General features: G+C 50.9%; 20 protein-coding genes and 2 pseudogenes. 8 read left to right on the top strand and 14 right to left on the bottom strand.

From position 1 onward, the window contains the following. The 5 genes from AFE_RS09740 to gatB are packed head-to-tail and all read left to right on the top strand — an operon-like array spanning window position 1 to window position 4,707. The gene (locus AFE_RS09740; RefSeq protein WP_012536982.1) at window positions 1-660 is read left to right on the top strand and encodes an HpnM family protein; all 660 of its coding nucleotides are present in this window, start codon (window positions 1-3) and stop codon (window positions 658-660) included. Then, the gene (locus AFE_RS09735; RefSeq protein WP_012536981.1) at window positions 660-1,502 is read left to right on the top strand and encodes an MlaA family lipoprotein; all 843 of its coding nucleotides are present in this window, start codon (window positions 660-662) and stop codon (window positions 1,500-1,502) included. The genes AFE_RS09740 and AFE_RS09735 overlap by 1 nt, the downstream gene beginning before the upstream one ends. 2 nt (window positions 1,503-1,504) lie before the next feature. Then, window positions 1,505-1,792 (top strand): Asp-tRNA(Asn)/Glu-tRNA(Gln) amidotransferase subunit GatC, encoded by a 288-nt coding sequence (gene gatC / locus AFE_RS09730; RefSeq protein ID WP_012536980.1) that lies wholly within the window; start codon window positions 1,505-1,507, stop codon window positions 1,790-1,792. 9 nt (window positions 1,793-1,801) lie between these two features. Further along, window positions 1,802-3,274, top strand: coding sequence for an Asp-tRNA(Asn)/Glu-tRNA(Gln) amidotransferase subunit GatA (gene gatA, locus AFE_RS09725; protein ID WP_012536979.1), 1,473 nt, complete (start codon window positions 1,802-1,804; stop codon window positions 3,272-3,274). Continuing rightward, window positions 3,271-4,707, top strand: coding sequence for an Asp-tRNA(Asn)/Glu-tRNA(Gln) amidotransferase subunit GatB (gatB, locus tag AFE_RS09720; RefSeq protein WP_012536978.1), 1,437 nt, complete (start codon window positions 3,271-3,273; stop codon window positions 4,705-4,707). Before gatA ends, gatB begins: the two co-directional genes overlap by 4 nt. Window positions 4,708-4,775: 68 nt before the next feature. Here gatB and AFE_RS09715 read toward each other — a convergent pair whose 3' ends face one another. The 14 genes and pseudogenes from AFE_RS09715 to AFE_RS16135 form a co-directional block, all read right to left on the bottom strand. After that, window positions 4,776-5,150: an SCP2 sterol-binding domain-containing protein gene (locus AFE_RS09715; RefSeq protein ID WP_236608964.1), complete on the bottom strand. Its 375-nt coding sequence runs from the start codon at window positions 5,148-5,150 to the stop codon at window positions 4,776-4,778. A gap of 849 nt (window positions 5,151-5,999) precedes the next feature. After that, window positions 6,000-6,593 (bottom strand): ABC-2 transporter permease, encoded by a 594-nt coding sequence (locus AFE_RS09710; RefSeq protein ID WP_325064125.1) that lies wholly within the window; start codon window positions 6,591-6,593, stop codon window positions 6,000-6,002. Between the two features lie 165 nt (window positions 6,594-6,758). Beyond that, complete coding sequence (locus AFE_RS09705) at window positions 6,759-7,484, bottom strand: hypothetical protein (protein ID WP_012536974.1); 726 nt, start codon at window positions 7,482-7,484, stop codon at window positions 6,759-6,761. Beyond that, window positions 7,477-8,196, bottom strand: a complete 720-nt coding sequence (locus AFE_RS09700; protein WP_012536973.1) for an ABC transporter ATP-binding protein — start codon at window positions 8,194-8,196, stop codon at window positions 7,477-7,479. Before AFE_RS09700 ends, AFE_RS09705 begins: the two co-directional genes overlap by 8 nt. Before the next feature lie 25 nt (window positions 8,197-8,221). After that, window positions 8,222-11,326 carry an efflux RND transporter permease subunit gene (locus tag AFE_RS09695; RefSeq protein WP_012536972.1) on the bottom strand — a complete coding sequence of 1,035 codons (3,105 nt, stop codon included), beginning with the start codon at window positions 11,324-11,326 and terminating at the stop codon, window positions 8,222-8,224. After that, window positions 11,323-12,420 carry an efflux RND transporter periplasmic adaptor subunit gene (locus AFE_RS09690; protein WP_012536971.1) on the bottom strand — a complete coding sequence of 366 codons (1,098 nt, stop codon included), beginning with the start codon at window positions 12,418-12,420 and terminating at the stop codon, window positions 11,323-11,325. Before AFE_RS09690 ends, AFE_RS09695 begins: the two co-directional genes overlap by 4 nt. Next, a complete protein-coding gene (locus tag AFE_RS17105) occupies window positions 12,417-13,844 on the bottom strand; it encodes a TolC family protein (protein ID WP_041647398.1) in 1,428 nt (475 codons plus the stop codon). Before AFE_RS17105 ends, AFE_RS09690 begins: the two co-directional genes overlap by 4 nt. Window positions 13,845-13,943: 99 nt before the next feature. Further along, window positions 13,944-14,870: pseudogene (locus tag AFE_RS17100) on the bottom strand (IS1595 family transposase); the annotation flags it as partial. Window positions 14,871-14,966: 96 nt separating this feature from the next. Beyond that, complete coding sequence (locus AFE_RS15715; RefSeq protein WP_012536969.1) at window positions 14,967-15,548, bottom strand: sulfotransferase family 2 domain-containing protein; 582 nt, start codon at window positions 15,546-15,548, stop codon at window positions 14,967-14,969. A gap of 16 nt (window positions 15,549-15,564) precedes the next feature. Continuing rightward, window positions 15,565-16,251 carry a nucleotidyltransferase domain-containing protein gene (locus AFE_RS15710; protein ID WP_148208624.1) on the bottom strand — a complete coding sequence of 229 codons (687 nt, stop codon included), beginning with the start codon at window positions 16,249-16,251 and terminating at the stop codon, window positions 15,565-15,567. Window positions 16,252-16,305: 54 nt separating this feature from the next. Continuing rightward, window positions 16,306-16,998: a nitroreductase family protein gene (locus AFE_RS15705; protein WP_074874203.1), complete on the bottom strand. Its 693-nt coding sequence runs from the start codon at window positions 16,996-16,998 to the stop codon at window positions 16,306-16,308. A 109-nt stretch (window positions 16,999-17,107) separates the two neighbouring features. Next, window positions 17,108-18,412 carry a YcaO-like family protein gene (locus AFE_RS09675; RefSeq protein ID WP_012536967.1) on the bottom strand — a complete coding sequence of 435 codons (1,305 nt, stop codon included), beginning with the start codon at window positions 18,410-18,412 and terminating at the stop codon, window positions 17,108-17,110. A 101-nt stretch (window positions 18,413-18,513) separates the two neighbouring features. Next, window positions 18,514-19,380, bottom strand: a complete 867-nt coding sequence (locus tag AFE_RS15375; RefSeq protein ID WP_012536966.1) for a hypothetical protein — start codon at window positions 19,378-19,380, stop codon at window positions 18,514-18,516. A 312-nt stretch (window positions 19,381-19,692) separates the two neighbouring features. Then, a pseudogene (locus AFE_RS16135) lies at window positions 19,693-19,911 on the bottom strand (helix-turn-helix domain-containing protein); the annotation flags it as partial. A 261-nt stretch (window positions 19,912-20,172) separates the two neighbouring features. Here AFE_RS16135 and AFE_RS09670 point away from each other — a divergent pair. The 3 genes from AFE_RS09670 to AFE_RS09660 are packed head-to-tail and all read left to right on the top strand — an operon-like array spanning window position 20,173 to window position 21,674. Next, window positions 20,173-20,532, top strand: coding sequence for a hypothetical protein (locus AFE_RS09670; RefSeq protein ID WP_012607314.1), 360 nt, complete (start codon window positions 20,173-20,175; stop codon window positions 20,530-20,532). Between the two features lie 9 nt (window positions 20,533-20,541). Further along, window positions 20,542-20,862, top strand: a complete 321-nt coding sequence (locus AFE_RS09665; protein WP_012536965.1) for a hypothetical protein — start codon at window positions 20,542-20,544, stop codon at window positions 20,860-20,862. Beyond that, a complete protein-coding gene (locus AFE_RS09660) occupies window positions 20,808-21,674 on the top strand; it encodes a transposase (protein ID WP_012536964.1) in 867 nt (288 codons plus the stop codon). Before AFE_RS09665 ends, AFE_RS09660 begins: the two co-directional genes overlap by 55 nt. Window positions 21,675-21,742: the final 68 nt, after the last annotated feature.

The raw sequence follows: 21,742 nt of genomic DNA, 5'->3' as shown, positions 1-21,742 counted from the left end.
ATGCTCAGGAAAAGTCTGGTGGTACTGCTGGCCTGCACAGTCGGTGGGATCGCTCCGGTCCTGTCTGCCGCTGCGGTGACGGTGGCTGCACCTACCACGTCGTCCGACGGAGCGCCAGCGGTCGGCAGTACCCCGGAGGCGACGATCAATACCCTGGATGGGGTGCTGCTGAAATCCATGCAGGGCGGTCGTCGCCTGGGTTACAGCGGCCGTTACCGGATTGTGGCCCCGGTGGTACAGAAGGTTTTTGATTACCGGCGAATCGCCGCCTTGACGCTGGGTGACTATTGGCAAAAGCTAAGCCCGGAACAACAAAACGAGTTTGTCGGGGTGCTCGCAGACCTTACCGCGGCCACCTACGCCGCGCGTTTCGACAGCTACAACGGTGAGCATTTTGCCATTGTGGGCAGTCAGGCCTTGCAGCCCGGCGCGGAGGGGGTATTCAGTACCTTTACGGAGCATAACGGTAAGGTGCACCGTTTTGATTATATCCTGCAGAAAGATGGAGATTTCTGGCGTATCGTCAATGTCGTCGCCGACGGGGTCAGTGATCTTTCCCTGCGGCGGGCGGAATACACCGAAACCATGCAGAAAAAGGGTTTTGCCGCACTGATTGCGCACCTGAAAGCGCAGATTGCCGGGTACGCCAAAGGGTCCTGATGATGCGATCGAGTATACATTTAACCAGGGTCGTGCTGACCGTCGGCGTGTTGACCCTGTCGGGATGCGCTACGGTAAACGGGCCTCAGGGCGCTACGGGGAAACCCGTAGACCCGCTGGAGGCCGTCAACAAGCCAATGTTCCATCTGAATATGGGCCTTTATGATTATGTGCTGAAGCCCGTAGCCACCGGGTACAAGACCGTGACCCCCGATTTTGTCCGCGAGGGTGTCAGCAATGTATTCTCCAATGTGGACATGCCCTATATTTTTATCAACGATTTTCTGCAGGGGCGGGGTCGACAGGGAATGGAGGATCTGAGCCGGTTCCTTGTCAATTCCGTGTTCGGTCTGGGTGGACTCTTCGACGTGGCCAACCGTCTGGATCTGCCTAACCACGAGAACAGCCTGGGGGTAACGCTGGGTGTCTGGGGGGTGCCGCAGGGACCTTATCTGGTGCTGCCGTTTTATGGACCCAGTTCTCTGCGCAGCTTGCCGGGCCTGGCGATGACGATTTTTACCGGGCCGGCATATTATCTGACTGTCAGTTCGGCTCAGTACGCCCTGACGGGTGTAGGAATCATCAACAAGGCCTATGTCGAAGGACCTAACATCCGGATGGTTCAGGAGGCTGTTAATCCTTATGTATTTATGCGCAACGCCTGGGAACAGCATGAGCAATATCTGATATCCGGTGGGGCGGTCAGTAAAAACCAGTTGCTGGAGGGCCTGCAACTGCCGCCGCCGGCCGCCGCCACACCCACACCCACACCCACACCCACACCCACACCCACACCCGGTGAAGCTTCCCCGAGCCACGAGAACAGGAAAGGAAAACCATAATTATGGCATTCGATCAGGATACGGTGCGGCGCACGGCACATCTGGCCCGCATTGCGCTGCCCCAGGCGGAGATACCCGCAGTGGCCGATCAGTTGGAGCGCATCATGGGGCTGGTGGAAGAGTTGCGCGCGATCGAGACGACGGATGTCCCGATCATGGCCCATCCCCTTGACCTGGATCAGCCCCTGCGTCCGGATATGGTTGTCCATCAGGATCAGCGTGAGGTGCTCATGGCAAGTGCCCCGGCGGCTGAGCACGGGCTTTTTCTCGTCCCCAAAGTTATCGAGTAGGAGCCACCTTTGGAACTCCATGAATTCTCCCTGCGGGAACTCCGCCAGGGCTTGCGCAATCGGGATTTTTCTTCCGTGGAATTGACCACGGTGCTGCTGAAACGGATCTCCGCGCTCAATCCGGCATTGAACGCCTTCGTCACGGTTACCGAGAGCAAAGCCCTTGCCGCCGCCGCGACGGCGGATGCACGGCGTGCGGCCGGTGAGGACGGCCCCTTGCTCGGCATTCCCATGGCCCATAAGGACATCTTCTGCACTACGGGGGTGCGCACCACGTGCGGGTCCAGGATGCTGGAGCACTTTGTCGCGCCCTATAATGCCACCGTGGTCGAGCGCTTGGCGGCAGAGGGCATGGTCATGCTGGGCAAGCTGAATATGGATGAATTCGCCATGGGTTCTTCCAACGAGACCAGTTATTTTGGTCCGGTGCGCAATCCCTGGCATACCGGCATGGTACCGGGTGGCTCTTCGGGGGGGTCGGCCGCAGCGGTGGCTGCTGGGCTGGTGCCCGTGGCGACCGGCACCGATACCGGAGGTTCTATCCGCCAGCCCGCCGCCCTTTGTGGCGTCACGGGTATCAAGCCGACGTATGGCCGGGTCTCCCGTTACGGAATGATCGCTTTTGCCTCCAGTCTGGATCAGGGCGGGACCATGGCGCGTAACGCCGAGGACTGCGCGCTGTTGCTGAACGTGATGGCCGCGCATGACCCACGCGATTCCACCAGTCACCCGGCCGCTGCCAGCGATTTCTTACGCGGCCTGGAGCGACCCTTGCAGGGTTTGCGGGTGGGGGTCCCGGAGGAGTTTTTCGGCGCAGGTCTCGACCCCGAGGTGGCGGCCGCCGTGCAGGCGGGTATCGCGGAACTCGCCCGCCAGGGCGCCGCAGTGCAGTCGATTCGGCTGCCCAATAATCCCCATGCGGTGAGCACGTACTATGTCCTGGCGCCGGCGGAAGCCTCCAGCAACCTGGCCCGTTTTGACGGTGTGCGCTATACCCACCGAGCGGCGAATCCTGCGGATTTGACCGAGTTGTATCAGCAGAGCCGTTATGAGGGCTTTGGCGCGGAGGTGCGGCGGCGGATTCTGGTGGGGACCTACGTGCTCTCTGCGGGTTACTATGATGCCTATTATCGCAAGGCCCAACAGGTGCGTAGCCTGATTCGCGAGGATTTCCGGCGGGCTTTTGCGGAAGTGGACGTGATCGTCGGGCCGACCACCCCGACTCCGGCCTTTCCGCTGGGTGCCAAAAATGCCGATCCGGTGGCCATGTATCTGGCGGATATTTATACCATCGCGGTGAATCTCGCGGGCATCCCCGCGCTCAGCGTTCCGTGTGGCTTCACTGCCGCGGGGTTGCCGGTGGGCATGCAGTTGATGGGGGATTATTTCGCCGATGATCTGTTGCTTAACGTAGCCCATCGCTATCAGCAGGAAACCCAGTGGCACCGCGCACATCCGTCCGTGCATGGGAGGGAGGCATGAATATGGACTGGGAAGTCGTCATCGGCTTGGAAGTTCACGCCCAGCTCAATACCGCCACCAAAATATTTTGCGGCTGTCCGACCGCTTTCGGGGCGGAGCCTAACAGTCACACCTGCCCGGTCTGCCTAGCCATGCCCGGTGCCCTGCCGGTTCTCAATGCGGCAGCGGTGGATAAGGCTATCGCTCTAGGGCTGGCGATTGGCGCGGAGCTGAATCGGCACAGTATTTTTGCCCGCAAGAACTACTTTTACCCCGATTTGCCCAAGGGCTATCAGATCAGCCAGTACGAACTGCCCGTCGTCGGCAAGGGGACACTGACGGTGCAACTGCCTGACGGTGGGGAAAAAGTGGTGGGTGTGACCCGCGCGCACCTGGAAGAAGACGCCGGTAAATCACTTCACGAAGCCTTTATCGGGCAGTCCGGTATCGACCTGAACCGTGCGGGCACGCCGCTGCTGGAAATCGTGTCGGAGCCGGATATGCGCTCGTCGGCGGAGGCTGTGGCCTATCTCAAAAAACTGCATACCCTGGTGCGTTATCTGGATATTTGTGACGGCAATATGCAGGAAGGTTCCTTTCGTTGTGATGCCAACGTCTCCCTGCGGCGGCCGGGCGCCCCCTATGGAACCCGTGCCGAGATCAAGAATCTCAACTCTTTTCGGTTTCTGGAAAAGGCGATCGAATATGAGATCGGTCGCCAGCGCGATATCCTGGAGAGCGGCGGGCAGATTGTGCAGGAAACACGTCTCTATGACGCCAACCGCGACGAAACCCGCTCCATGCGCGGTAAAGAAGAGGCCAACGACTACCGTTATTTTCCTGACCCTGACCTGCTGCCATTGGTGCTGGACGAGTCGCGTATCGAGCGGGTGCGGGAGACCCTCCCGGAGTTGCCCGATGCCAGGCGTATCCGGTTTATGAGGCAGTATGCCCTTCCGGTCTATGACGCCGGCGTGCTCACCGCCGGCCGTACCCTGGCGGATTACTACGAGCAGGTAGCCGTCGATGTGGATGGTAAACTGGCGGCGAACTGGGTCATGGGCGACCTGCTCGGGGCCCTCAACAAGGCGAGTATTGAGATTGAGGACTGCCCGGTTTCTGCAGAAAAATTGCGTCTGCTGGTTCAACGTATCGAGGACCAGACGATCTCTGGCAAGATCGCCAAAGAAATCTTTGAAGAGATTTTCTATCGCGGTGGCGAGGTGGACGCCATCATTGAGGATCGCGGTTTGCGGCAGATCACCGATGTGGCGGCTATTGCCGCAATGGTGGACGCCATTGTCACGGCCAATCCGCAGCAGGCGGCTGACTTTCGCGCCGGGAAGGACAAGCTACTGGGCTTCTTCGTGGGTCAGGTGATGAAGGCTAGTCAGGGAAAAGCCAATCCTGATCAGGTAAACGCTATTTTGCTGGAGCGTTTGCAGAAAGGTTAGCGGGCGGAGTTCCACCCGTGCCGAAGGGGCACCAGGAATGCCGGATGCCCCTTCGTGTTGTGCCCTGGTCAACTGCTCAGGAAGCGGGAACCGTTGCGGGCACGTCCTTGACGAGTTTCAGGAAAGCAGCGAAGGGACCCATGTTTTTCCATGGCCTCCATCTTCGGCCCCTTAAAGTTCAGGCGCCCGAACATCATGGCGGTCAGCGGGGACCCCATGTGATGCCAATCATGGGTGGTCGCCCACATTTTATAGTCATAATTATAATTAAGCTTACTGACTTTGATGGCGCCGCCATAGCTGCATACCGCTTTGCCCCCTTTGAGGGCGATTTCTAGTTGCACGGGTGGGGTGGTTTTCATGTCGGAGTCGGAGACTTCCATCACTTTGTAGCCTTTACCGCCGTTGTTTTTGACCCAGGAACCGGCCAGTTTTTCGGTCAATGTCGGGCTGTTGTTCCACGCGGTGCATAGATCCTGCGCCCAGGCCGGGGACATGAAAGCTGGGGGCGCAACCGGCGCTCCGGCTGTACTTCCCGTAGCCCCAGAGGGGGCCTCCGCCGCCATAGCCATCGTTGGCCCCGCCAGGCTAAGCCCTAAAATGGCCGCCATTGTCATTTTTCTGAACATCGACCCCTCCTCCATATTCGCTGTTTGCGCTCCATAGCGAGCGTGAGGGCAGTATAGTCCCGGAACCTTATGGTTGACACCAAGGTATTTTTAATTGCACGATAAATAACCAGAAAATAAGCATATAATATTTTAATGTGGATTGGCGTGGCGTCCATTCCCATGAGGCGGCGCTTTCGCTACACTAGCGGGCCACGGAGGTGTGGCAGAGCGGTTGATTGCACCGGTCTTGTCCCCAATCGAGCCCCTGCCGGGAAACGGGCAGGGTGACAGGAATCAAATTCGGCGAATCCCCTGGTTTGTCCGAGGTAACGCCGAGCCAAGCCGGAAAGGTTCCGGAAGGTGTAGAGATCAGACGGTTCCCACCTACAGCCTCATGGCCAGGGTGAAGGCATGATCCAGACTCCAAAAGGGCCCTCATGGTCCTGTGGCGAAAGCCATGGTGGGTAAGGAAAACCGGCAGGGGTTAACGCCCCTCGTGAGTTCGAATCTCACCGCCTCCGCCATATAAACGAAGTAACATAATGATATTAAACAGTAATTTTATAAAAACGTTAATGCTGGTAAGCTGGATCTCAGACTACCCACTTGAAATGACGAGATTGTCATAATTGGGGGGAACTTAGGTTGTGGTGATAACCGTCCATACCTAGGAACTATCAGTCAATTAGCCTTAGTGTGCCGCCAAACTCCCTCCCCCGACAAAAGAGCGACCAAAAACCATAGATACAACAAAGGAAATATGCTCTGCGCCGATGGTGGAAAGCCACCAACCACACTCCACCCTAGTTGCAAGATGCTATTGAATGGTGACCAGCGGGTTATCTCGCTCGGGAGGGAACTGCCGCCTTTAACATGCGCCAGCACAAGATTTAGCAGAAACAGCATAGGAAGAATACGTGCAATCACGCGGAAAGCCCCCGCACCAAATCGTGCGCGCAGAACAACAGCTAGAAAGAAAAAAGGGGAGGAGGCTATAAGCAACACAACATTGAGCAGCACTAATGTCATCAGATTTAAAATTGGAGAGAAGCCGATGTAGGCCGAGACAACAAGTATAATAATAGACAATTCAGTTAACAGCCATTGCGCGCTACGCTCGGCCAAAATAATAGTTATAGGGTGGCAGGGCAAGCTATACAAATATCGATTCCAACCCCCATTTTGCTGGTCACTGAAACTAGTCATAAAGCAACCAGAGGCGACAGTCAAACCCAGTATCGCCGCAAACAGATAGCCTTCATCTTTTATTGCCACTACATTAGCGCTTTGTAAAGAGAAATACAGTATACTAGGATAAAGTAGTATCGGGAGGAGCATTGATTTGGATCGCAGGGTACCGAGTATTTCCAAAATCAGTAATGAAATAAAAGGTAGCATTATAGAAAGACTCTATAAGAAATAGAAAAGGAAGAATACACGTTAGATCCTACATTTTGTAGGAAGCAATAAAGCAGTACCGACAAGGACGACTTGCCATAACCCCATCATGACTATGTCAATCGCTTCAATTCCGCTACCATGGACTATGCTGGCAATCTCTGCATGCATGATTCCCGTTGGCAAATAGCGTTGTAGCGTGGCGATGAAGGGAGGAAACGCTGAAGAGAAAACATAGCCCCCACCCCCAAGAAAAAAAATAGAAAACAGGACAATTCGTGCCCAAGCCATCGCTGCCGATGAAGTACCTGCCAGTCGAGCAATTATAACGCCAACGGCAATCATGATGATGGCCATGCTCAAGACTAATGATTCATAAAGCCACAATAGAGGCAAGTTGAGTGCTATGTGCCATCCAACAAATGCAGCAAATAAAATAATTATTATGGATAACTGGACATCGATAAGCACTGTAATTAACCGCGTAAAAAATATACGCAATTGTGAAATTGGGAGCGTCTGTAATAGCCCGTGATAATCTGGAACAAGGCCAAAAACCCGTATACCATTAAACAGAGCGCCAACAATAACACCTATTAATGCCATGAGCAAACTGATGTAGAGTACTCCATTAGGTGACACATGCCTTTCGAACATAGAAACAAGAAAAACTATAAGAGGGATAATAAAAACATAAATAAAATATTGCCTACGTCTCCATCTAGGTAAGATAATAATAGCTAGTAATGCCAGATTTCTTTTAAACATAAATACCTCGCTTCAAGGTTGTTTTGAATTCTTGCAAAATGACGGAGTTATCGACACCATTCAACTGTTCTTGAGCAGCAATGTGCCCCTTATCCAGCAGGATAATCCCATCGCAGAGACATGTAAGTTCTTCATAGGTATGTGATGCTATTAATACTATTGCACGTCGTTGGCGTGCCGCTTGCAAATGTCGCCAAACACATTCCCGCGCATCGAAGTCTAATCCGGCACTAGGCTCGTCCAACAGTAATATCGCTGGTTCCCAAGCCAAAGCAAGCAAATTGGCTAGCATTTTTTGGCGTCCACCACTCAGATTCCGAGCATTCTTTTTCAGAACATCGCTGAGCAGAAAGTCGTCCGCCCACCGGGCGATATCCAGGGAGCTTACTTGCAATCCTCGAATGGTAAAGATTGCTCCAATGATTTCTCGAACTTTTAGATTTGCTGGAAATTCGATATTCTGAAAGCTGACTCCGATTTGTCGTTTGGCCATTATAGTCCCTGCCGACTTGCCAAAATAGGTAATGCTGCCAACACGAGAATGAAGGACACCGGATAAACAGTTAATTAATGTACTTTTCCCAGATCCATTTTGTCCTATAAGTCCTGTAATTCCGGAATCAAATGACAGGGAAAAAGACAAGTCGTTCAATACCCATGGATCCCTTTCATTGTATTTAAAACTCAATCTATCTACCATTAAAGGAAACATCAATCCCCTCCTGTCGTCAACTTATTTAACGCCCAAATAACCAGTTGAAATACTTGGGAGCCGCTTGTAATTCATCAAAAAATAAATAAAAAGCGGGTGTAATGTAAAGTGTCAAAAACTGGGAAAATATCAGGCCACCGACTACGGCGATGCCCAAGGGTACCCGGCTATCTGCGCCGGCGCCAAAGCCGATGGCAATGGGAAGTACACCAAGGATGGCGGCAAAAGTGGTCATCATGATGGGGCGATAGCGGATTGTGCAGGCATCGACGATGGCCTCATAGGCACTGGCGCCTTCGCGACGGCGACTGACCGCAAAATCGACGAGAATGATGCCGTTTTTCTTGACCAGCCCGAGCAGCATGATGATGCCGATGAAGCTGTACAACTCGAGGGGCTCGTTAAAAATAACCAATGACAGCAAGGCTCCGAAAGCCGCCAGGGGCAAGGCGGTCAGAATGGTCAGAGGATGCAGAAAATGCTCGTAGAGAATGGCCAGCACTACATAAATGAGCAGTACGGTGGCCAACAACAAAAATGGCAACGATTTGAAAGCGGACTGGAATTGCGCCGCAGTGCCGCCCAGATGGCCGGCGATCCCGGCGGGCAATATGTCCTTGGCTTTACTCTGCAGTGCGGAAATGGCGCGGCCGAGGTTGGCCCCCGGCGCGAGATTGAAGGAGATCGTGGTTGAGGGCTGACCGTTGTGTTGCATCAGGGTGAGGGGAGCGGCATCGTAATGAAATTCTGCCACCGCCGAGAGCGGTACCAGCGTGCCCCCAGCCCCTGCTACGCTGAGGGTCGAGAGGGCATTGATGTTGTGTTGATAGCGGGGTTCGAGTTCCATAATGACTTCATATTGGTCATTGGCACCATAAATCGTTCCTACCTCATGGCCACCGAAGGCGAGACCGAGGGTGTTTTCAATGGCGGCCGGAGTAACGCCGAGGGCCGTGGCCCAGGGCCGGTTGATTTTGATGGCCACCTGGGGGTTATTGTTTTGCAGGCTGTTGCTGACGGAGCTGAGTTGCGGCAAACGGCGTAGCGCTGCGGTCATTCTCAGGGTGGCGGCGTTGAGGTCGGTCCAGTTGTTGCCAATGAGTTCATAAACGTAGCTGCCATTATCACTCGCGGTACCTGAGTGGGCGCTCTGTGGTCCTTGGAATACAACCTGGGCATTGTGGAAGCCCTGTGTGGCACGGTTGAGATCCTCGATGATTTCTTCCGTTTCTGGCGCGTACCCATTGCGAATGTGAATAAACATGTGTCCCGAAGTGCTGCTACCGAAACCGCCGGGCCCTTGTCCAGCAGAAGACACCACCGATTGAATACGTGGATTGGATTTCACCACCCGGGCGATTTCTGACTGCTCATGGCTGACTTCTGCAAAGGTCATCCCGGTAGGGTATTCAATATTGGCATTGATCATTCCCGAGTTCTGGCTAGGTAAAAAAGCCTTGGGAACAATCATTACCAGCCAGACACTACCCGCCAGTGAAAGTCCAGCCAGGGCCAGCATCCAGTATTTGTGCTGCAAGGCAACTTTCAGGGTGCGAATATAAAAATCGCGACTGCCCTTGAAAAATCGCTGAAAAATCCCGTCTTCAGGCAAGTGACCGGTATCGTGCAGGTCGGTCGGGGTATGGGCGTGATTGGGTTTGAGATAACGACTGCAAAGCATGGGCGTGACGCTCAGGGCGACCATCCCGGAAATCAGGATGACCACGGCAATACTGACCCCAAAGTCCGAGAACAAATGGCCGACAAAGCCACCCAGAAAAATCAGAGGAAGAAAAATGATGGACAGGGACAAGGTCATGGACAGGACCGTAAAACTGATTTCCCGGCTGCCATTGAGGGCGGCAGTCATGCCGGTTTCTCCCCGGTCGATGTGTCGGTTGATGTTTTCCAGCATCACCACGGCATCATCCACCACAAAGCCCACCGAAAGAGTCAGCGCCAGCAAGGTCAGGGTATTGATACTGAAGCCGAGCAGCATCATGACCAGAAAGGTACCCAGCAAGGAAAGGGGTATGGCGACTGCGCCGATGAGGGTGGCCGAGGGGCGGCGCAGAAACAGCCACATGACGCCTGCTACCAGAATGCTGGCGAGGATGAGGGTCATCAGTACTTCGTGTACCGCCGCGCGAATGTAATCGGCCAAATCGAAAACATTGGTCAGATGCACCCCGCCGGGCATGGCAGCCTGCAATTGCGGCAACATGGCGCGGATTTTGTTGGAAATGGCGACGGTATTGCTGCCTGGCTGTCGTGTTACAGCGAGAACAATACCGGGAGTTTTGTTGATCCAGGTTTCCTGTTGGTTATCCTGGGTACTGTTGACGGCCTTGCCAACCGCACTGAGGGGAACCGCCTGTCCGCCCTCATAGGCCAGAACCAGATGGTTGTAGGCTTCTGCGGTATGTAACTGACCGTGTACCTGGGTGGCGAAAGCCTGATCACCCCCATCCAGGGTGCCACCGGGCAGGTTGACGTTGGCATTACCCAGGGCGCTTTGTACGGCCTGCAGACTCAGGCCCCGGGCAGAAAGGGCAAAAGGATTCACATAAATGCGCACGGCGTAGGTTTGCGCCCCGTAAATTTGCACGTCAGATACCCCGGATATACCTGATAATGCCGTGCTGACCTTGGTTTGAGCGTATTTGTCCAGATCATAAAGCGGCATGTTGGGAGCAGACATGCCAATATAAAAAACGGGCTGGGCCGAAGGATTCATTTGCCGGACCGAAGGCGGCTCGGGCATGCCCGGTGGTAAAAAATGCTGAGCCTGGGAAACGGCGTTGGAAACTTGCTGGGTGGCACCCAGCGGGGATTTGCTGAGATCGAACTGCAGGGTGATCTGGGTCACTCCGTTTTGACTGACGGCACTCATGGAGTTGAGGCCGGGAATGCTGGCAAATTGCCTTTCCAGTGGGGTGGCTACCGCGCTGGACATGGTTTTGGGGCTGGCTCCCGGGAGTTCTGCGGTGACCATCACCATCGGAAAGCTGACGTTGGGAAGTAAAGCCGTGGGTAATTGCAAGTAGGCAAATAAACCCAGCAAGGCCACGGCTACTGCGAGTACTGTTGTGGCGACGGGGCGACGAATAAAGGGTGCCGATAAGTTCATGGCTTGATCACGCGCACTTCAGAACCGGGATGAAGCCGGGTCGGCGCCCCCACAATCACGCTGTCTCCCAATAAATGGCTTCCGGCTATGGCAACCTGCTTACCGTTCTGCCCCAAAAATTGCACGGCCTGCATGACAGCCTTGTCTTTTTTTATGGTATAGACAAAAGAGCCGGAGACACCCTGCTGTAAGGCAGTTGCGGGAATGATCAGGGCATGGTGGAGCTCTTGAGCGGTGAAATCCACCTGCACATATTCACCGGGCCAGAGCCGGGCTGGTTGATTACTGAGAGTGGCGCGTGCCGTAACCGTCGCTGAAGCCGTGTTGACGGTATTATCAATCACCGTGACCGTCCCGGTGCCGATCCGGGTCTGATGGTTCTCATCCCAGACGTCCACCTTGCCGGAGTAATCGCTAATGGCGGTATGTAAATCGTTGAGATAGGTTTCAGGCAGACTGAATTGCACGTAGATGGGTTGAATCTGATTGATGGTTACCAGTTGCGTGCTGTTGGCGGTGACCAGGTTACCGGATTTGAGACTCAGGATTCCCACACTACCACTGATGGGGGCGGTAATCCGGGTTTCAGCCAGGGTAATCCGGGCGGCCTGCAGCGCCGCCTGATCAGCGGCCACGGTGGCGGCCGCCGTGTTGGCCTGTGCCTGTGCCTGCTGGACCGTCTGACGGGTGACATAATCCTTGCTGAGCAAAGGCGCATAAGCCTTGACCTGCGCGTCATCATATTGTTGCTGAGCGATTTCACCCTGCAGATTGGCTCGATCTTCAGCCACCTGAGCACCCGGTGTGGCAGGGTCAATCTGGAATAGAAGCTGGCCTTTTTGAATCACTTGCCCCGAGTGGACGGCAACCTTTTGCAAAATGCCGCTTACCTGTGGGGTGATGGTGACACTATGGGACGCCACTGCTTGCCCCAGGGTGTTGACCACAATGGGCAGGTTGCCGGTCTGCACCGTCGCAGTTTCCACGGGCAGCGCCGTGTTTTTGTGGGGCGGCTTATGCTGGGCGCAGCCCGCCAGGATCAGGGCTGCCGCAACGGGAAGCAACAGGGATTTTACGGGCAGGGAACGCATCATGAGTGGAATCCTGTTGTAGTGTTGGGGAGTCCGATCATTCCCAGGGCGTTGGCGAGATTGGCCAGTTGCACATAGGCCGTTGTAATGTCCTGAATCCGGGTCTGCTCAGCAGTCGTCAGCGTCGCCTGGGCAGTCAGCAAATTGAGCATGGTGGAAAGTCCTACCTTGTATTGGGCGCGAATGGCAGCCAGCGAAGCCTGGGCACTATTGACCGCAATTTGTGCAGCTTTTGCCGCCGAGCGCGCACCCATGACGGTCTGATAATCCTGATACACCGTTAAGGCAATACTTTGGGTCTCCTGGTTCAGTGAGGCCCGGGCGCTGCGCTCCTGTCGCCGCGCCTGCTGAATCTGATAACTATCATGAAAGCCCGTAAAAAGGGGCACTTTGAGGCTGAGGCCGATAGCCCAGTTTTGGGAAGGTCCCAACCCATTCTGAAAGCGTTTGCCGCCGGATACCGAGGCGCTGAGAGTGGGTAAACCTTGCGCCTGATCTTCGCGTAAGGTCGCGCGGCTGGCGAGTATCTGGGCGGCGGCAGCCTGCACGCTGGGGTTGTTTTGGGTCGCATGTAATACCAGAGAGTGCACAGAAGGCGTGATATGGGGAGGCAGACGATGGGTATTGAGTGGAACAATAGGAATGGCATTGCCGGGTGACAATCCGCAACTACCTGCGAGCGCACCGTTATCGGAGCGCACGGTCGCCTGGGCGGAGATCAATTGGGCCTGGGCCTGGGCGAGAGCCGACTTGGCTTGCAGGACATCGGCAATGGTCGCCATACCCGCATGCTGTTTCAATTGTGCGGCGTCCAAATTGGCTTCATCTTCCTTGACGGTTTGCGCATAGGCGCGTACCAGCGCCTGTTCACCGATCAGCTGGTAATAGTTTTGGGTCACCGTCAGTGCGACTTTGGTCAGGGCGCTATTGTTGTTGAACCCGGAAATATAAATCTGTGCGAGTGCCGCGTCGCGCTGGGCGCTACGCAGTCCAAAATCGAGGAGGACGTAACTTAAACTCAGTGTATCCGAATTACTGTTGAGGATCGGAATACTGAAACCCGCCGTGGTGTTACTTTGCGAGCGGGCCGCATTGTCGGTGAGGGAAAGACTCGGCAACCACGCCGATTCCGCGACCCCCAGCCCCACTGCGGACGCCTGCAGATTCTCGAAAGCCACCCGTGTTTGCGGATTGTGGGCGAGGGCGTAGGTGGTAAGCGCAGCGAGGCTTTGGGCTTTGGTGAAGGTCTGTTCTTTGGGTAGCCGAATTTGCGGGAGTTTGAGCTGTGGATCATGCCAGATTTGTCCCAGCGGTTGCTTTACCAATCCCTGGGTATCAAGAGGATCATGAACGAGCAGGTCGAGAGGCGCTGCACTCGCGCTAGGAATCAAAAAAAGAAGTGGTACTAACGGGAACCGCAAGCGCATAATAATAAAAAAATACATAAGCATTTCGTGGCTCACCATCATAAAATTACCACGTTCAAAAAAGTTATTAGCACGATTACACTCTTGCGCGGAGCCCCATCGCTCCGAGCGAGGCGCGACACTGGCGGCGGCTCTGAACAGGCTTGCCGGAAGATCGGCGTGACGGAAGCGATGATTGAAGCGGTAAGTCACGACGGAGAGGTAAAGTTGCGTGTATTTGCTGAATTTGAAAGCGTGGTAGGCACCGGAGGTACTGGTTTTTAGATTGCTGAGCAGGGTATTGACCCACAAGAACTGAGGCAGGCCCCGAGGCTTGCGGCCACCCGCCACCATCACATCGTGGTGACAGCATGCATCGGCGACACCATTGAAATGGGCGAGTCCGTCTGCCAGTGCAGTGCAGTAGGGCGTGAAGAAGTCTTGTGCCCAATCTGCAGTGCGCGGGAAGTCAATAATGGCCGTAAATTTGGCATAGACGGGATGATGCTGCTCATCCAGAGGGACCGCCGCGACGAAGGGGACCTTGTTTTCCGACCCGCGACTAACCCTGCCGCAGGGCTGTCCGCATCCCAGATACGCATCGTCGGCTCGTACCTCGTCTTGTAGCGTGTAGATCTCCTCGCGTTTAACCATGGCCTGCGTCAGCTTGTGGTGGATGCGCCAGGCTGTGGGATAACTGACGCCCAATTGGCGCTTCAGCGCCAGTGCAGACAAGCCCGTCTTAACCTGGCTAATCAGATGGATGGCCAGAAACCAAATGGTCAGCGGAAGGTGCGTGCTTTGGAACACCGTACCGGCAATGAGCGAAGTGCGGTGTCGTCGGCAGGAGGGGCACTGAAAGTTTGCGTGAGCCACTTTTTAGGACGTTTTATTTAACGTAACCGCATTGCGGGCATTGAAAGCTCTCCGACCACTGTACGGTCTCCAATGCTGTGGCGTACTGCCCTTCGTTACCAAAGCAGTGCATGGACTCAGTGAGACACGAAGACACCGTCTTTGTTGGAACTGAACGCGATTCATCGGCATGAAACACCCCTTGGCCTATAAAGATCATTAGATTGTGTGTCATCGAAAAAAGGAAATACTAAACAGAGCGGAAAAACCGTGCTAATCAGAAGAAAATCAAAAGCTATAACCAAACCTATCAATGATAACATGGTCTATTTTGCCAATGTAGTCAATATGTTCCTGCTTTACAAAGTGATCCTTATAGGTACTCTGATCAGCCTCACCTTTATTTACGACTATATTCTCATAAACAACATCAAACTTCTGGCATATACTAGAAATAAAATCATCAAATGATTCATACATACCCACATTTGGAACGCCATCTATCCATATATTTTGAGGGATACCAAACCAGATCGATTTTTCATGTTTTAAATTAAAGTCCATCCATTCAGAAAAATTATAATAACGAGCTAAAAGATGATGATCGGTTAGTCCAGCCCATCTTGCATAACCAACTGATCGGTGATAATAGTATAATGAAACAATTCTCTGCCATGGATTTCTGACCATCGCAAAAATAAAATATTGATCCCATAGCTCTTGTAAAATGCAATCTTTAAGTTCATAGGTACTAACATGAATAAACCTAGCATTTCCATGGTCATGCAAGCTAAGTATGCGACGAATAGAGCTACCGCCAGTTTTCGGGTTGTGTATAAATAGTAAACGCTTAGATTGGTCGAAATACACTATATTATCCTCTCAATTAACTGATGTATTTGGCAGTAATATCTATCAACAATGACGGATCATTACTTAATAGATATGCGTAGCAAGCTTGGACAAAGTCGTCGATATCAGTATTTGCCTCACGTAAATGTCTGAACTGCCATTTACCCACGCCTCCAATCCAGCGGCCTTTTTTATGAGTGATATACTGAGTCATTGCCCAAACAAGATTTGCAGTCACATATAAACGCTCGCCATCAATATTAATACATTTTTCCAAGTCATCATGGATGTTCTTAATATTTGCAAGAATGCCATCAATTGTACCACGATATGTGTTTAAATGGCTTGGGCAAACGTTTGTACCGTTATCCCACAATGATACGGCTAAAGTCCTAAGATCTGAAGCCTCATTATTTACTTCAAAGAGAACTTTTGAATGTCCAACCATATGTGCGTAAACCCCTCGCCGAATAGTGCAATCATCATGAATAAGTTTCACTAATGTATTAATGCTACCGCCAACAATGTCAAAATTGTAGCGCTTATAACGTATGGAGCTATCAATAAGCTCGTCACGATCTGTAATAACAATCAAATCAATATCTGATTTAACAGAAAAAGTACCAGCTGCAAGGCTTCCAGAGAGTAATATTCCCCGGGAATACGGATACTCCTGGGAGACCATTTCATTAATACATGACAAGATCTTTCTATCAACCACGACTAAATACCGTAGGTAAAGCTTTAAAAACGAGTAGAAAACTATTCATAATCATTATGACTGCTTTGCCGTATAGCCTAAGATCATTGCGTAAGCCGGGTAGCGATTTTTACCTACGAGAGATCGAGCTAAATCCCATTTTACGCCCCCAATGCCACAGCAGCCTATTCCACTAGAGGCACACACTAGATAAATATTTTGTGCTAGATGGCCACATTCTAGTAAAGCTAGAAGCCAAGATAACTCACCATAGTTAGCCTTACTATAAACTGTATTTATAGAGAATAAAATTGTCAACGTTTTTCCGGTAAAATGGCTATTAATTAGCCCCTCTGACAGGGATTTATAGTAAACCAACGCGTGCTTATTAACGTCGTACTGGTAGAACTCATGTTCTCCATCATTACTGCTTTTAACGATGTATGCTTCAACTGGATAAAATCCACCACCGCTTGGATAAGCTCGTTTTTCAATTCCATCACGCGGGGCCAAACCAAAGGCATTTTTTAAAATATAACCTAGATCATCATCGTTTAGATTGTCATTTTCGTCGAAGTTAATGCATGAACTACGGGAGTTTAAACATTGAAGTAAGTTCACATCCAGAATTTCTCCAGATACAGGCAAATGGGTGACAATAGAATCATTATATTGCTGATTAAAAGCGCCTATGTCATAGCTTGTTGTGATATTGCTTTTGACATTTGGTCTGCCAATATTGCGTAGGAACATCTCACCAATATCCAATTTAAATCTCCTTCAGATTTTTATCTCGGTAAAAATTATTATTTTATTAAAATATGCATCCGAACCGAAAGCGTTTTATCATATATAAAACTAATGTTCATTGTTTGATTTATGGGAACGGGTGCGGCCATTCATTAAGTGAACCACTTTCTCCAATTCTTCTTATGAGACGTAGGTTATCGAGAGGGCGGTGTCTCTCACTATTATACAAAGGAACCAGATCGGGTGAAACTACGCTTACCACAAATCTTCCACCACATGATAAATGGCTAGCGTCAATATTTTTATAGTACATGTTAATACCTTTTTTTTGTAAGTGAGTGACTAGGTCACGTAACCCGGTAAATTCAGTTCCTCTGTATGGAGCTAAGTGCTTATCCCTATTGGTGTTCAGAAAGTCAAATGCTTCAGATTTACCAGGATCGCAAGCATACCAATCACTATGGAATCTAATAGGTCCTCCATTAGGAAAAAGAGAAACATCATCCGAAGTGCTTTCTATAGAAGATAATAACTGATCATGAATTACACTCTCCGTAACCAAAGTATAACTAATTAATCCTAGCATTATTTCAGATAAACAGTGTTCAATAGCGTCTTCATAAGTCAACCCAGAGGCTGTTGATATTAGATTATATGGAAATGCTGATTGATTTATATAGCATAAAATTGACGGCACCAATAAATCTGTCGTAATATCATATAGCCGTATCGAAATATCAGCTCTGGAGGTTTCTGCAAAAATTTTAGATATAGACTTATTAGTAAAGTATCTAACATGGTCAATCTCGGTAAATCCTGATCTGCTAAGCCAGAACAATACAAATGAGTCTCGTTCTACAAGTTCGAGCGCGCCTGAAACCAATGCTTTGTCTTGAGAAACATGAGCGGCCTTGCCTGTACTGAGAGACTCATGGCAGCAAGTTTGATTGCTAACACCCATGTAAACATGCGTTGCAGGATATAACACCGGGGATTCTTTTTTACTTCTAGCCAGTGGGATAACATTAGTGAATGATATCATTAAATTTTTATCGATATTACTATGAGGTATTTTATAATAAATGCCATTATCTTCTAGTTTATGCGGTATTTCTGTAACAATATCCTTCTCTAACATCAGAAAAGAACTCATTCGTTCAACAGCTTCTGAATATGCTTTTTGATAGGCGGTATCTAGGTTGAAATCATTTCCCACTCCAACTATACCATTTTCTAATGCCCCATGCACGAATAAATTTGAGGACTCGTTGTTATAGGCATTATCTTTTAGCGCTTTCTTTTGATTAGTTAGGCGAATGGCTGGATTTACTTGAATAGATACAAAAGACATATCCGAATACCATAAGGGTTTTCTAGATATTGTAGCTTCACTGAAAATGCCATATATTTGTGGCTTATTAATAAAAATCATATATCCTCCATGTGTTGATTTCATTTATACTATAACAGTGTAATTAAGAGCTTACAGTCTTAGTCGCCACTGGTTTTGTGGAAGTTTGTCACCACAAAGCATTATGTACAACAGCCACACTGTGGAAGCGCTATGGTTGCGCTACGATTGACCTCTACACCTAAATCGTCAAATGTAATAGTATGCACGATATTCCTTACTTTTTTTATAATGTTTACAAGAATAAAACTTGACGTTAGCGCTATATAATATTGGTTCTTTGCTTCTATCGAAATATCATTAACTTTAACTAAATGAATTTGATCATTTTCTATCCAACTCTCTATGTTAGCAGCTATTGGCATGTGCTCGTGTGGCAGGCTACCAATATGAAGACCCCTTAGGCACTTATAGCAACCGTTTTTGTAATCTGTTAGGTTGCTGATAAGAACCATATTAAATGACGGCGAATAGACATATATCCATTCAATTTTTTGATATGAAAATTTTTTATTAATCCTGTAGAAGTCTTTCGGATTTAATCCGATCGCTATAAATAACCTGGATCGCATATTTTCTCCTATTCCATCTAATCCTTGCGGGGTTACGACATCGACTTCACAGCCATAAAATGTAGTTTTAAAAGATTCTTGGCTCATCAGTGAAATACATGTGTTGACTACTTCGTTTGCTGTTTTGCTATGGTCATCTACGATAAATGTAACCTTGCTAAACGCTTGTATATCATGCCTCTCACCTTCTTCCTTGATAACTACACCTAAAGTGCTTAGTGACTCTAATAGCTCGGCGGTTTCAATTTCGGATTTTCCATTTGTTGTCCGATCTAGTATATTAAGCTCTCCATCATATTCCTTAATTAATTCTTTCACTGGCCCGTCAATTTGTAAGTGTAATCCGTCTGACCATATTACTAAAAAATGTTCACTCGGTAAAAAACCTAAATTACATGCACCATTCCAAATGTTCATTTATCCTCCTATTACAACTATAAAAAGTGCGGCTCTTTAAGCGCCGCACGTAAAGGCTAGTTAATTGTCATTATCCGCAGCAGCAGCAGTCTGCGCAACAACAGCAGTATATACCGCCCTGGCCGCTCGAACTCAATGGTCGGTTGCCACGAACGTTGCCGATGTTATTGCTGAATACGTCGTTACCAAATGCTGAAATCTTAAACATTGTGTTTCTCCTATAGAAATGGGGTAAAATTTTTTCAATGGTATCTATTAACTATGTGTTCATAATTTCCCCTCCATTCAACCAATAGCAGAAATTGAAACAGTCAACTTTCTGGCTCCCTCGCGTCGTCGCCTCTGGGCCTCTTCCCGACCGCACATTACATCATAAGTCCGTGCGTCACGCAGCCTCGCCGAATCTTCCGCCTGATCGTGCTGGGACTCCTGCCCAGCTGCCTAGCAATGCCGCGAATACTCACCTTGGTTTAAACCACGCTGAATCTGGTTCTGCTGATCGGGCATCAATTGCGTATATTTTCTTACCATCCCTTACCTCCGCCTACCTTCGACCAGAGGTGTTGCACTTCATTCTAGGGCGCGCCCTTGTTTAATCCAAAAACCTAACATTTTGCATTAAGCCTAACACAGTTATGTTACACATTTATGAACCTATTCTTGCACGTTCATGACAATATGGAGTTTTTATTCAATTGACAACGAAGCAGTCCAGAAATCAATTGATGATAGACCAGCGTATTATTCTAAATTCGGCAGTTACCTCTACTGATTTGGCAGGATATCTTTGATATGATTGGTTTTTCCATTGTCATGGAGGCTCACCCTGTGGGTGATGACGAAAATCGGTCGCAAAAGGCCATTCCTGCGGCAGTAAAAGCCATGGTCGTGGACACACTGGGCGGTCGCGTTCAGGTATCCTGGGATCCGGAATCGGCCGCTACTCCCTTTGGCCAGTTGGTGTTCTTTGCTGAGTTTCTGGAGGTCAGCGGTTTGTTTGATGCCTGGGTAGAAGAATGCCCCTTGATCTACAACAGCCCCAATGCCCCGAAGAAGCGCGATGTATTGGGCACCTGGAATCTCTCCATCCTGGCAGGTCACCGACGCTACGCACACGTCACGGCATTACGCAGTGATGGCGTGAGTCCCTAAATCCTGGGGATGAGCAAGATCGTCAGCGAAGACGCTCTGCGCCGGGCGCTGGGGAAAATCCCCGAAGCCGAAGGGACCGAATGGATGCGCAAGCATTTGTTCAAAAGCGTAACAGCGGCCTGTCACACGCCCTGGATTCTCGATATCGATACCACCATCAAAACCTTGTTCGGGCATCAGGAAGGGGCGGAAGTGGGCTACAATCCGCACAAACCGGGGCGTCCGTCCCACGCCTATCACGCGTACTGGATGGGCAATCTCGTCTGCTGCTGGATGTGGAAGTCACGGCCGGCAACACCACGGCCTCCAACCATGTCCAACCAGGACTGAACCGCGTACTGGACTCCCTGAATACTGAACAGCGCCCTTATCTGGTCCGTGGCGACTGTGGTTTTGGTAATGACGCCGTTATTCGGGAAATGGAGTCCCGGCAGCAGCCGTACCTGTTCAAATTACGTCAGTCACCCCGCGTCAAGCGCCTGCTGCAGCGGGTTTTTACCCGCCGGGACTGGGTGGATGCGGGACAGGGTTGGGAAGGTCGCGAGGATCGTATTCAACTGGCCGGGTGGCAGCAGAGCCGTCGGGTGGTCATTCTCCGGCGTTTGCTGAAGCAAAACCTGATCGCCACCCAGGAACAGCAGGGCCAACTGGAATTTGCTTTCGTGGACCGGCGACAGACCAAGGTCTACGAATACGCCGTGCTGGTGACGGATCTTACAGAAAGTATTCTGGGCATCGCGCAGATGTACCGGGACCGGGTGGATGCGGAGAACGGTTTTGACGAACTCAAGAATCAATGGGGGTGGGGTGGCTACACCACCCGGGATCTGGCGCGTTGCCGACTTTCTGCCCGTGCGGTGGGACTGGTGTATAACTGGTGGAGCTGGTATACCCGACTGGCCTTTCCGGAATCCCGGCGAGAGGCTATCACCAGCCGTCCATTGCTGCTGTCCGCCATAGGCCGAAGCACGAAACACGCTGGACAGACCCAGCTTTACCTGACGCTCATGCATGCCGCGCAGAAAAAGGTCGAGCGCGGAATTGAGAATATCCGCCGAGGCTTACGGGCGGTTCGCCAGACTGCGGAGCGGTTGCTGGGGCGCCAGCCATGGGACCTCCTCGTGCGCTACATCGTCGCCTAAATTACCCAATCACCGTGGTTACCCGATGGGGCGATTCCTGCTCTGGCCGGGCCGTAACTGCTTTTTTA

Origin of the sequence: Acidithiobacillus ferrooxidans ATCC 23270, from assembly GCF_000021485.1 — a bacterium.
Taxonomy (GTDB): domain Bacteria; phylum Pseudomonadota; class Gammaproteobacteria; order Acidithiobacillales; family Acidithiobacillaceae; genus Acidithiobacillus; species Acidithiobacillus ferrooxidans.
The sequence above is the reverse complement of the archived record's forward strand: the minus strand, read 5'-3'. Positions and strand labels throughout refer to the sequence as shown.